Here is a 12,494-nt window from a genome sequence, read left to right on the forward strand (position 1 = left end):
TTAGGTGGCCGGCTCGGAAGTCGTCTCTAAAAGCTCAATAGGCAGCCCCTGAGAGCGTCTGTCTAGCTGGCTCCAAAGCAGTGTCAGCAATACACACAGCAGATAGCCCCCTACATTCAAATAGACCGCTTTTGGAGCGCCCACATGGTTAGCAACAAATCCGATCTCTAGCCCTCCTAACGGCATCAGCCCTCCAAAAACGAAGGAGTAGATGGCCATAACTCTGCCTCGAAGCGAATCGGGAACCTGTTCCTGTACTACCGTGTTCGCCGTGATGCCAAAGGCAGTCATAAAAATGCCGCTCAGCATGAGCGCGGGCATAGCAGGCAGCTCCGAACGACAAGCTCCAAAGAAAAGCAAGGTAATGCCGAAGAAAATGGCGGCTGTGTAGAGGAGAAACCGACGAGCAAAACGGTGAGAGAAAGAGGCCACTAACAGTCCACCAATAGCGGCTCCCACCCCGCTTGCCGACATCATGCGCCCTAAGATGACGGCAGAAGCCTGCTTTCGTGCTGCCAATGAGAGACCCGCTATTGCGGCAAATCTATCGGAATAGACCGGATAGAGGGTCGAGACCGACCAAGCCCCTAAGCTTGCAGCGCCCACAAGCAGTATCACCCGTAGAGGGCCTCGGTTCCTGGCCAAATAGTGAAAACCGCTTATTAAAGAGAGTTGACGGCTTACCGGCACAAAGGGCGGAAGGCGCATCATAATAAGGGAGATGATGACGGCAATGTAGCTTAGGCCGTTGAGGAAGAAACAGGCTGTCGCCCCAAAACGTGCAAGTGTAACACCGGCTAAAACGGGGCCGCATACGCGGGCCACATTGAACTGCAGAGAGTTGAGCGCAATGGCGTTTCCGAGCATCGTGGGGTCGTCCACCATTTCGCTCACGAAGGCCTGTTGTGCCGGCATATTGTAGGCATTTACCACACCGGAGAGAGCCGCTAACAAGGCGATATGCCAAGGGCGAATAGGTACCACCCAGTTGGTGTTGAGCAGGGCAAGGGCAAAGGCCAAAAACATAGCAGCGGCCTGTGTTATCACCAAGATTGTCCGGCGCGGGTATCTATCGGCCGCTTTGCCGCCGTGCAGGGTCAAAAGAACATAGGGAACCGCTCCGGCCCCGGTAACGATGCCAAGCCAACTAGCCGAGTGGGTAAGCTCGTAGACTAACCATTGTTGGGCCATGGTCTGCATCCAGGTGCCGACCACGGAAATGAACTGCCCCACAAAAAAGAGCCGAAAGTTACGAGAACGAAGCGCAAGAAAGGGCGTAGGCCGGGTTGGCTGCGCCGGGCTATTCAAATCGCAGTGCCTCGATGGGATTAAGCGCTGCGGCCTTACTCGCCGGATAGATTCCAAAGAACAGGCCTACGCCTGCCGAGACAACCAGACCGGCGATCACCGCACGTGGGTCCACAATCGTGTTCCAGCCGCCTACCGTCGCCAAGAGATGCGCTCCGATCACTCCGAGAGCAAGGCCTATGATCCCTCCAATGAGGGAGATGATCGAGGACTCGATGAGGAACTGCAGCAAGATGTCGCGCGGAGTAGCACCAATGGCTTTACGAATGCCGATCTCGCGTGTGCGCTCGGTAACCGAGACCAACATAATGTTCATGATCCCGATACCACCCACAACCAGCGAGATAACCGCGACGATAGAGAGCAACGAGGTCATTGTGCCGGTCACACTCTGTTGTCGATTCATCAAGTCGGTTTGGCTTCGTATTTCGAAGTCGTCGTTTTGTGGGAACGGCGGTTGCAGATGGTGCTGGTTTCGCAGATAGTTCGCTATCTGCTCCATAGCCAGAGGCATCATTTTGGCACTTGTACACCGCACATTCATTGCATCAATATTGGTGGTGTTTGCAATGCGCTGCATGACGGTGGTGATCGGCGCAAGAATGACATCATCCTGATCTTGCCCCCAGATGCCGGAGCCTTTCGGTGTTAACTCGCCGATCACCAAAAAATCCTGATTGTTGATAGAGATATGCTGACCTACGAGGTCGTTATCAGGACTACCTGTCAGGCTTTCCACAACGGTTTGTCCTACGACACACACCTGACGCACGCCATCGATATCGCTTTGATCAAAGAAGCGGCCGCGCATAACGGAGGCATTATTAACGAATGGATATTCCGTGTTCGTTCCTTGCAAAGTGGTGGTAGCGTTATTGTCTTGAAAACGGATTTGCACGCTGCGTCGCACAATAGGCGCGACGGCCGCTATCGCCTGAGTGAAGTTTTTTGCGATGGCGTTGGCCTCATCCAAGGTGAGACGATTGGGCGGCGCCGGTGGCGTCGGGAAGCCGTTGCTGGTGGTCGTGGTGGTTCCACTACCGGACTGCGCCGCCAAGGCAGCTGCCGGGGCTATATGAAGGCGCGGTGGGCCGTTCCACACAAAAAGCAAGTTCGTTCCTAGCTCGTCAATGGTCTGCTTTACGCGTTGGGTCGCCCCTTCACCTATAGCTACTACAAGGATCACGACCCCGACACCGATAATGATGCCGAGCATCGTGAGAAACGTTCGCATCTTGTTTCCGGCCAACCCTCGAAGGGCAATACGTGTGGATTCTAGCAGATTCATCTCTTTTTACACCTGCTGCATTTGAACTTCTAGACGACGTTTTTGTTCGCGTTCCCGCTCGGCCATCATCGCTGCGAGTGCTTCACGCGCATAGATTCGATCGGTAACCGGCTCATCATCCACGATGCGCCCATCTCTAATGGTAACGATTCGCTTGGCGTGGCGTGCTATATCCGGCTCATGTGTCACCATGACAACGGTAATGCCCTCGTCGTTGAGCTTTTGGAAGATATCCATAATCTCTTCGCTTTGAAGGCTTGAGAGATTTCCGGTAGGCTCATCCGCCAGAATGAGAAGCGGCTCGGGGGCAAGAGCACGTGCGATGGCCACCCGCTGCTGCTGCCCGCCGGAAAGCTGATTCGGCCAGTGATCGAGTCGATCTCCCAAGCCCACTCTCTCTAAGGCCGCAATAGCGCGCTCGGTTCTGTCTTTTCGACGTGCATAAACCAAGGGAAGCTCTACGTTCTCCAGAGCCGTTGTCCGCGGGAGCAGGTTAAACCCTTGAAAGACGAACCCTATTTTACGATTACGGATATGCGCCAATTCAAACTCATCCATCTCGGCTACCTCGATCCCATCAATCTTATAGGAGCCGGTTGTGGGGGTATCGAGGCAGCCGATGATATGCATGAGGGTAGACTTGCCCGATCCGGAGGGACCCATAATAGCCACAAACTCTCCGCGATAGATGTCGAGATCAACACCATCGAGAGCCTGCACGAGCTGATCACCCATTTCATACACTTTGGTAATCCCTCGAAGGCAGAGCATGGGTTCTTCAAGCGACATTAAGACCCTCCGTTGGACGGTTTCTTCTGTTTGTTTTTATTGTTGCTCGTGAACGGCGAGGCATTGCCCCACATAGGCCTATTCGAGCTGGCCGTACCGGCACGCACAATGGTGTCGCCTTCATTCAGGCCGGCCAGAATAGCGGTATTAACGCCATCGCTTCCTCCTACTTTCACCACATGAGGCGTGATGACCTGCTTGCCATCCTTCATCGTCAACACATCCACAGTAGCCCCATGCACGCCTAGATGTACAGACTCGGCGGGCACGAGAAGCACATTGGACAGTTTGCCTACGTGAATGATGACGTTAGCCGTCATATCGGGCTTAAGTCCAGGATATGGATGGTCAAGCGCAATCGTTACGTCGTAGGTCACCACCCCCTGCATGATCGTTGACCCCGATGCGATCTTGGCAACATGCCCTTTAATCACCATATGTGGGAAGGCGTCTACCGTGCAATCGGCCTCCTGACCAAGCTTTACTTTACCGATATCGGTCTCATCCACATAGGCATCTATCTGGAGGCGGTGTAGGTCGGCCACGATAATGAGGGTAGGTGCTGAAAGCCCAGCCACCAGGGTTTCACCCTGTTGCGAGGCCAGCTGAAGAACCGTGCCGGTAATCGGGCTACGGATAATTGTTTTGTTGACCTGGGCGTTCCAATAGGCCACCTGTTGGCGTGCTGCGGCCACCTGGTCTTGGTCTTGCACAATAGTCTGTTGCTTCAAGAGGTTCTGCGTGAGGTTCGCCTGGACAGAGATGAGATTGGCTTTCGCCTGATTCACGGCGGCCTGAGCGTTACGTACATCGGCCTCTTTTACAGCGTTCTGATAGACCTCGGCTTTGGCGGCATCGTAGGCGGCTTTGGCCGAGTCCAGATTCTGTTGGGCTTGGGTCACCTGGTCTTGCGCAGTCTGCAGGTCTGCCGTCACCTTTTGCCGAACAAGCTCCACATTTTGCTGGGCCGCAGCCACCTGAGCCTCATCCACCGTGTAGGTTGCCTGGGCATCGTCCACAGCACTTTGAGCGACAAACCCTTTTTGCAGCAGTTGCTTCTGTCGTTGAAGGTTCAGCTCAGCGTTATGTGCGGTTGCCTGGGCTTGAGTAAGCTGCGCCTGGGCAGTGGCGATCTCAAGATTGGCGCTCGCCTGGGTTTGCCGAAGGGTAGCTTGTGCCGTGCTGAGAGCGGCTTTGGCTGCAGAAAGGGCCGCTTGCGCCTTCTGTATGTCGGTGCGTGTTTGCTCCTCCTGCTGGCGCGCCGCTGCCTTAGCCGATGCGAGCTGAGCCTCAGCACTACGCAGTTGTGCCTTTGCCTGAGTAACGGCACTGTTGGTTTGGTCTTTAAGCATCTGAACACCGGAGAGGTCTTGCTGCAACTTCATCTCGGCAGCCGCAAGGTTTGCTTGGGCTTCATTGCGCTGCGCGGTGATATCCGGCAAATCCAATTCGGCGATGGGCGCTCCCTTGTGTACGATCTGACCAACATCGGTATAAAGGCGTTTGATAACACCGGTAATTTGGGAGCCAATCTTCACCTCAGCCCCTGTTTGGGCGGTAACGCTGCCTGTGGCGGAGATGGTCTCCTCTAAGTCACCTCGCACCACCTTGGCCGTGATCAGTGGAGACCCTGTATCCTTCGAGGCATGCGTAGCACTCCACCCCCACCATCCAAGCGCCAAAAGCACACCTATCGCCACAGCACTAGGCCAAGGGCGGAAACGACGGCGTGTTTTACGGCGCAAAGCAGCTGTCTGTGGATTCGACACCGATTCCATTTTGTTTTTCCTCACCTGGTCCGAAGACCAAAAGTCCTAATTTTTGATCTGCAAATGAGTAGAGAAGAGCTTGTATGTAGGCAAGACCTTCTCTAAATACGTTTAGCAGAACCGTTTGTGCGCCCATTTTCGGCACAGTGGTTCGTATATCCTTATTATTTTGGACGACAAAGTACCTGAAAAGTTATCCCGAATTTCCCAGGCCTACCCTATCCCCAAAAGAGCTTCAGCTGCCACTGAAGCGACTACGGGACTTCTGGCATCCAAACTCGCATACTACAAACAGAACAGGGAGAGACGGTGCGCCTCCCCCTGTACTTCACGATGTACCCTCTGAGGGCGACTGGTCGGACTCGAACCGACGACCTCCAGGGCCACAACCTGGCACTCTAACCGGCTGAGCTACAGTCGCCATATCATTTCTTATGCTAGCACGGAAAGCTTCTTTTTGTCAAGAGGAGCACGACGGCTCAAACCGTTTTTGAGGTATGCTTTTACTAACGGAATTCGTCATCAGAAGGCAGATCGGTTTCATGAGCTTCATAAGGCATACACCGCCTCTTCTCACCTTATTTTTCCTTTTCATCCTGCCATTGCGTGGTCTCTGCACGCCCCCCTCCTTCATGATAGGTGCCGATCTCTCTTTTCTTAAATTTGCGGAAGATCAAGGCGACGTCTTTTTGGAAAACGGCAAGCCCGTAGACGTGCTTCAGCTGCTCAAAAACCATAGGTACAACTGGATTCGGCTTCGCCTCTTCGTTCATCCCACCGACCTCCCTAATAGTCTTGACTACACCATCGCTCTGGCGAAGCGCGCGAAGGCATTGGGCTACCATTTCCTTCTCGATCTACACTACTCGGATACGTGGGCGGACCCACAGCACCAGATAACGCCGCAGGCATGGCAAAAACTAAGTCACCCCCAACTCGTGCAGATGGTCTTCAGTTACACAAAGAGCACTTTAGAGGCTTTTCGCAACGCCGATGTATTACCCGACATGGTGCAGATCGGCAACGAGATATCGGCCGGATTCCTTTGGCCGGATGGCAAACTGCCCACAAATTGGGACCATTTCGCCGATCTCCTTAAAGCAGGCATTGCCGGTGTGCACGCCGCCTGTCCAGGGAAGTCGTGCCCCAAAATCATGATCCACATCGATCAAGGGGGTAATGTTGCTACCACACGCGCCTTTTTTAATAAACTGGCCTCCTATTCTATCGCCTTCGATATCATTGGTCAATCCTACTACCCCTGGTGGCAAGGCCGGCTTGAGGCTCTGCGAGAGAATATGAATTTTATGGCCACCACCTATCATAAACCGATCGTGATCGTCGAAACCGCCTACCCATGGCAAACAGCCGAATATCCAAACGGCAATGGGCCTTTTCCGGAAACGCCGAAAGGACAGAAACAGTTCTTGCAAACCCTCTATCAGATCGTGCAGAATACACCTAACCATTTGGGTGTGGGCATCTTCTGGTGGGAACCTGCCGTTCCGTTCCAAGGGCCCTACTCTAGCTTAGTATCCCGAAGCTTCTTCAATGAAGACCATGAGGCGCTTCCCGTCATTACAGCCTTCGAGGATCGCAAGCTCGATACAAGTGGGCCATCATCCACTTCGTCGGAGAAATAGTACATTTTAGTTTGGGAGGTCTCGCGCATGTCGCCTGTCATCAAACACAGCGTCTACAACCTACTGTGCGTCGGAGCGTTCCTTATCGGAACCATCTCCTTTCCTTCGGCCCAGACATTGCCGGGGCTGCCGGCGCAAACGCCCCCCTCTTCCCAACAAACCACCAATCCCCCAACAACGCCTCCACCGGCACCCGGCTCCGCCGTAGATTTTCGCACCCGCCCTCCCTGGCCTGTTGCCGCTCATATTCTTAAGCGTACCCCCGATCTGAACGGCATCATTGAGGACGATCAATGGAACCCGTTCTATACGGTGACTTCCGGCCCCATCACCGGCACCGTTTTTTGCGACTGGGACGATAACTATCTCTACGTCGCCGCCCGAACCTCTCAACCGGCTACGCTCATCATTGATGTGGATGCTTCCGACAACGGATGGCTGCGTGGCTCCGACAACCTCGAGCTGGTGGTAGGCCCTGCCGGCCCCAACCAAAAGCCGGCTTTGGTAGCTCGTGTGCTCGATGCGTCGAGCGCTAAAGATGTTCCCTTTTGGACAACTCAAGGACTCGATGTCAACACCATTCTCACCGCCGGACGCCTTATCGGCAGCACCCAAGAGGTCGAGGTTGCTATTCCTAAAGATACAGCAGGGCTTCTTCCTACCGCCGGCGCCACCATAGGCCTGCGCGTCGAGTTCATTCCCCCCATCGCCCCTACAGCCTATACCCCCACAGCCCCCTATGAGCCACACCTTCTCCTCGATGCAAACCTCGTTAACTCCGAAGTACAGACCGTGCCGGGCATTAATCCTCACTTAGAGCTTTCCGATTATCGGTGCATTGCCGGCCAGAAACTTTTCGCCACCCTCTTCTTGCTCAACCAAACAGACCAAACCATTCCCTTACGCTCGGTACTATGGCAGGGGGTCGGCAACTCGAAAAACGCAGTAGATACCATCAGCACGGTAACCCCTCCTCCACTGCCCCCACGCAAAACGGTAAAATTTGGCTACAAAACCATCCTTCCAAAAGACCTCCCGCTGGGCAACTATACCCTGCAAGTAACGGCCACCTTGGGCGACGGACGCCAAGTGAGCGCCTCAGCCTCGTTTACCGTCGTAGAGCCTATCGAAGCGCACCTTCAACCCTATCCCGACCCTCTCTATATCTCCGGCACAACACGCCTCGATCTTCGTGTGGTGATCACCAGTGCGGTGCCCGACCACTTCCGAGGGCGACTAGAACTGCTTCAATATCCTAAAACCTGGCAACTTGAGGGCAATCCGGAACGAAGTGTTGTGGTCTACGGAGAGGACGCCACCGGCACCTCCCATGTCTATTTCAACCTGCCGGCCGATACGAAACCGGGGGACTATCCCGTAGAAGCGCGCATCGTATGGTTCGATAAAACATGGCCGCTCCACTGCACGGTGCACGTTGCGGGAAATGAGGCCCTAACCCCACCCCCGAATAAGAAGTAGCCGTCATGACCGAGTATGCCATCGAAACGGTCGGGCTTTGCAAACGGTTTCGTGGGATCGAGGCCGTGCGAAGACTCGACCTGCAAATACCGCGTGGTGAGGTTTTTGGGCTGCTCGGCCCCAATGGCGCAGGAAAAACCACCTCCATTCTCATGTTGCTCGGCAACATTCGCCCAACCGACGGTCACGGCTCCTTATTGGGGAAACCTTTGGGACACATTGAGGTAAGGAAATATGTGGGTTTTCTACCGGAGAAGTTTCAATTTCACGACTTCCTTACGGCCACCGAGTTTTTAGACCTCCACGGTAGGCTGGCGGGAATGAACGCCTCAGACCGCGCAAAGCGCATTCCTGAAGTGCTCGAACAGGTGGGGCTATCCGAACGCGCTCATGCCCGCATTCGCGAGTTTTCTAAAGGCATGCAGCAGCGCATCGGTCTTGCGCAGGCGATGCTCCATAAACCCCAATTGATCGTTCTTGACGAACCGACCTCCGCCCTCGACCCCTTAGGGCGTCGGGAGGTACGCGACATCATTCTGCAGCTTCGCAACGAGGGCTGCACCGTGTTGCTTAACTCTCACCTGCTCTCCGAAATCGAAATGACCTGCGATCGTGTGGCGATCATGAAGAAAGGCGAGGTCGTCGCCCAAGGCCCAATAGAGGAGCTTCTGGCCTTTTCGTCGGTGGTAGAGCTAGAGGTCGCCGACATGAACGATGCGGCGATGCAAGCGCTGCGTCAAGTGGCAACCCGCCTTAAGTTTGAGAGTGTGCCGCCACGCAAAATTTGGGCATGGGTACCATCGGAGGAGAGCGTTCCTGAGTTGGCACACGCTGTGGTTTGCAACAATGCCAAACTGTTAGCCTTGGTACCCAAGCGGGAAACGCTGGAAGAGCTTTTTCTGCGCATCGTTGCAGAGAACGAGCCGACCACTAAGAAATAGCACAGAACGCCCTCAGCACGATGAGATACCGACGGCCTCCCCGATGTGCTTGAATCCGTCCCGTTCCAACAGCCGCAACAAGCCCTGATTGATCCGAAGCGGCAAAAAAGGCCCTTCATAGATCAAAGCCGTGTAGATTTGAATGAGCGAGGCCCCGGCCTTTATGCGTGCGTAGGCCTCCTCTGCACTATCTATACCTCCAACCCCAATAATCGGTATCTGCCCACCCGTTGCCCGATAGAGCCGTTTTAATGTTGCAACGGCACGCTCACGCAACGGAGGCCCGCTCAACCCACCCTCCTCATGTAAGCCCCCGAAAGCCCCCTCTCTTGCCACGGTTGTGTTCGTCGCAATGATTCCTGCGATCCGTTGTTCCATCACAACCTCGGCCACATCGCAAATATCTTCTGGTGCCATATCTGGGGAGACCTTCACAAACAGCGGCACTGCCCGCTGCCCGCGGGCCGGCATTTGGCATTCGCTCTCCTCTTTCAACAAGGTCAATAGATTTCGCAACCGGTTTTTCTCTTGCCATTGACGCAGCCCCGGCGTATTTGGCGAGGAGACGTTAATCGCGATGTAGCTGGCGTAAGGGGCGAGCCGTCGAAAACTGGCCCGGTAGTCGTCGAGCGTGGCAGCCTCACCCTGAACATGTCGCGTCTTTCCAATATTCACCCCGAGAGGGAAGGGAAGCCCTTTTCCGCGCTGAACCATCGAAAGGCGATAGGCCACCATGTCCGCGCCATCGCTGTTAAACCCAAGCCGGTTGAGAATGGCTTTGTGTTCGGGAAGGCGAAACAGGCGCGGTTTTGGATTGCCCGGTTGGGGCTGTGCGGTCACCGTGCCCACCTCTACAAACCCGAACCCCAAGCGCGGCCAAATGGGAACGGCCAGGGCATTTTTATCGCAACCGGCAGCAAGCCCAACCGGGTTTGGGAAAATGATGCCGGCGATCTCTTGACGTAGGGCGGGATGCGTGAAAGGACGGCTACACCTCACAAGATTTCCCATTTGAGCCAAGAGGGCAATGGTGCGCTCATGGGCACGCTCGGCATCTTGAGCGAAAAGCAGCGGACGCAGAACACGCCGGTAGATCATGCTGGGTCGTCCTCCTCCTCACGCATATATTCCACCTGGACGATCTCAATAGTTGCCGCCTTATGCCCAAGAATAGGTGCATCAGGGTCAATTACCGCCGCCGTCAAAGGGCCTCCGTAGACGGCCCCTGTGTCGAGGCCTATTTTGTTGCGTTGGATCAACGGCCGGCCATCCGGCTGGGGCGTGTGACCAAAGACGATCAGCCGCCCCCCTATCAAAGGTTTATAGGAGAGAAACGGCTCCCGAATCCAGAGACGAGGGTCCAAACCATACGCCTCATCCTCCCATTTCATACCGGGGGGCACGACCCCGGCATGAACAAAATGGTAGTTACCACAAATATACTCCATCCGGGTCGCTCGCAAAAAGGCGATATGTTCTGGTGGAATGGCCTCTTGCCAATGTAGCATGTCGGCAGGTTGATACGAGAGGAGGGTTTCGACCCCACCGTTCTCCAGCCAAAGATAGGTCTGCTCGCTATGGAGTACAAACCCCTCTTTTGCCGCCGGTTGTGTGGGGGGGCCGTCGAGTGCATCAAGCATGAGCTGCTCGTGGTTACCACGTAAAAAAACGGTGTTTGGCCGCTCTTTTTGCAAAGCGATCAGCAGCTCCACAACCGCACGGGAATTTTCTCCCCGATCCACATAATCTCCGAGAAAAACCAGCCGGTCTATCTCTCGCAAGGGGCGTGTGCGTAACCTCTCTAAGAGAACCCGGAGTTGCGCTATTTGGCCGTGAATATCCCCTATGGCAATGATCAGAGGTCGGCCTTCCTCCATCGCTTTAGAGATCGTGGAGGTAACGGTTCTGCGCATCAACAAGGATAGCCCTCGCTTTTATCGGTTCTTCACTCAAACAGAAGGCCACAATAATCACGCGGTCACCAACACGCACCCTATGAGCAGCCGCTCCGTTCACCACAATCTCCCCTTTGCCTGCCTCACCTTCCATCACGTAGGTCTCAAAACGTTCGCCGTTCTCGACATCCCATACATGCACCAACTCACCGGGCAGCAGTCCCACACGCTCCATCAGCTCACGATCTATCGTGATACTCCCTTCATAGTTCACATTGGCATCGGTTACCCGAGCATGGTGTATCTTGCTCTTTAAAAACGTCAACAGTCGCATAAGTCTCCTGCGAAAAGCGGCTCCTCACTTCGTGTTTTTCCAACTCGGCATTATACCCCTAACTCTCAAGCCTATGTCACACAAGCCATCGAAAACGGTTTTATCCTTTCAACACCATAGAAAGGGGGGCGAATATCGCAAAAAAGTGACGAAATTTTCTAAAAAATTCATTGAACCTCTTGCATCCTCGCTTTTTTTCTGCTAAACTAAGAGTAAAGCGATATACTTTCTAACAGTGGCAACGGCTGAATCGGCATCTTTTCCCTTATTCGTCTTAAATGCAACCGAATTAACTTCTATACTATCGGAGAGAGTTTCATCGCTACATTCGATCAACACCTTCCAAAGGAGGTAGACCGTGAATTCACCCTCATACGAAGAACAAGAGCACCGAAGCCTGCTTCACCGCATTAAAGACATGTTTTTAGGCCCTGATGATCAGGAGGACGAGGCCGAAGAGCACGTCGGTGAAGCCGAGGTCGCCCGCAGACCTCAGCAACCCCTGCGCCTCCACACAGCTCGCACAAGCCGTGTGGCCGTGCGGCGTAACGCCCAGGTTTTCGAGGACGCGCGCGTAACGGCCGATGGGCTTAAAATGGGCGAGCAGCAGATCGTCAACCTAGAAAAAGCCTCCCCTCAGATGGGCGAGCGCATTATAGATTTTCTCAGTGGCGTCTGCTATGCGCTCGATGGCACGGTGGAGCGTATTGGCGATCGCGTCTATCTCTTTGTGCCCGCCAACGTTGAAGTAGAGGTAGACGAAGGCACAACCAACTCGGGCAACACCACACGTTCCACAACGCCCTAAAGCCGATACGATAACCTAAGCCGGCACTGTTGGCAAAAAAGAGACCCCTTCATTTTGAAGGGGGATGATTGGTTTTGTCTGCCCTCACACCGAGATTTGTTTGGCAACCTCTCCAAGATAAGCTCACTTTGCTACCTTGCTCTAGAACCGCGAGATTGGCAGTCTCTGCAAACCCACCCATTTCCCGCGGAACTGGTAGGATTGGAAACTTAAGATTTCTCGCCTTCGGCTCGAAATGAC

General features: G+C 54.3%; 11 protein-coding genes and 1 tRNA gene. 4 read left to right on the top strand and 8 right to left on the bottom strand.

The window, feature by feature from the left end; genetic code table 11:
- From VKV18_RS10680 to VKV18_RS10700, 5 genes are all read right to left on the bottom strand, one after another.
- A complete protein-coding gene (locus tag VKV18_RS10680; RefSeq protein ID WP_324204195.1) occupies positions 1–1,308 on the bottom strand; it encodes an MFS transporter in 1,308 nt (435 codons plus the stop codon).
- A complete protein-coding gene (locus VKV18_RS10685; protein WP_324204196.1) occupies positions 1,301–2,596 on the bottom strand; it encodes an ABC transporter permease in 1,296 nt (431 codons plus the stop codon). The genes VKV18_RS10680 and VKV18_RS10685 overlap by 8 nt, the downstream gene beginning before the upstream one ends.
- A gap of 6 nt (positions 2,597–2,602) precedes the next feature.
- Positions 2,603–3,385, bottom strand: coding sequence for an ABC transporter ATP-binding protein (locus tag VKV18_RS10690; RefSeq protein ID WP_324204197.1), 783 nt, complete (start codon positions 3,383–3,385; stop codon positions 2,603–2,605).
- The gene (locus tag VKV18_RS10695; RefSeq protein WP_324204198.1) at positions 3,385–5,163 is read right to left on the bottom strand and encodes an HlyD family secretion protein; all 1,779 of its coding nucleotides are present in this window, start codon (positions 5,161–5,163) and stop codon (positions 3,385–3,387) included. The genes VKV18_RS10690 and VKV18_RS10695 overlap by 1 nt, the downstream gene beginning before the upstream one ends.
- A gap of 338 nt (positions 5,164–5,501) precedes the next feature.
- Positions 5,502–5,575 (bottom strand) — tRNA-His (locus tag VKV18_RS10700).
- 121 nt (positions 5,576–5,696) lie between these two features.
- On the opposite strand from VKV18_RS10700, the gene VKV18_RS10705 reads away from it, so the two are divergent.
- The 3 genes from VKV18_RS10705 to VKV18_RS10715 are packed head-to-tail and all read left to right on the top strand — an operon-like array spanning position 5,697 to position 9,217.
- Entirely contained in the window at positions 5,697–6,797 is a 1,101-nt protein-coding gene (locus VKV18_RS10705) for a glycoside hydrolase family 53 protein (RefSeq protein ID WP_324204199.1), read from the top strand.
- A gap of 27 nt (positions 6,798–6,824) precedes the next feature.
- Positions 6,825–8,276, top strand: a complete 1,452-nt coding sequence (locus VKV18_RS10710; protein WP_324204200.1) for a hypothetical protein — start codon at positions 6,825–6,827, stop codon at positions 8,274–8,276.
- A gap of 5 nt (positions 8,277–8,281) precedes the next feature.
- Complete coding sequence (locus tag VKV18_RS10715; RefSeq protein WP_324204201.1) at positions 8,282–9,217, top strand: ABC transporter ATP-binding protein; 936 nt, start codon at positions 8,282–8,284, stop codon at positions 9,215–9,217.
- A gap of 12 nt (positions 9,218–9,229) precedes the next feature.
- On the opposite strand, the gene VKV18_RS10720 is transcribed toward VKV18_RS10715, so the two are convergent.
- From VKV18_RS10720 to panD, 3 genes are read right to left on the bottom strand one after another with little or no spacing between them, the layout of a single operon-like run.
- A complete protein-coding gene (locus tag VKV18_RS10720; RefSeq protein WP_324204202.1) occupies positions 9,230–10,315 on the bottom strand; it encodes a quinone-dependent dihydroorotate dehydrogenase in 1,086 nt (361 codons plus the stop codon).
- On the bottom strand, positions 10,312–11,130 hold the full coding sequence (locus VKV18_RS10725; RefSeq protein WP_324204219.1) for a metallophosphoesterase family protein: 819 nt from the start codon (positions 11,128–11,130) through the stop codon (positions 10,312–10,314). The genes VKV18_RS10720 and VKV18_RS10725 overlap by 4 nt, the downstream gene beginning before the upstream one ends.
- Positions 11,099–11,446 (bottom strand): aspartate 1-decarboxylase, encoded by a 348-nt coding sequence (gene panD / locus VKV18_RS10730; protein WP_324204203.1) that lies wholly within the window; start codon positions 11,444–11,446, stop codon positions 11,099–11,101. Before panD ends, VKV18_RS10725 begins: the two co-directional genes overlap by 32 nt.
- Positions 11,447–11,804: 358 nt before the next feature.
- Here panD and VKV18_RS10735 point away from each other — a divergent pair, with 358 nt between their 5' ends.
- The gene (locus VKV18_RS10735; protein ID WP_324204204.1) at positions 11,805–12,254 is read left to right on the top strand and encodes a cell division protein SepF; all 450 of its coding nucleotides are present in this window, start codon (positions 11,805–11,807) and stop codon (positions 12,252–12,254) included.
- Positions 12,255–12,494 lie beyond the last annotated feature (240 nt).

Source organism: Chthonomonas sp. (assembly GCF_035294505.1).
Classification (GTDB): Bacteria; Armatimonadota; Chthonomonadetes; order Chthonomonadales; family Chthonomonadaceae; genus Chthonomonas.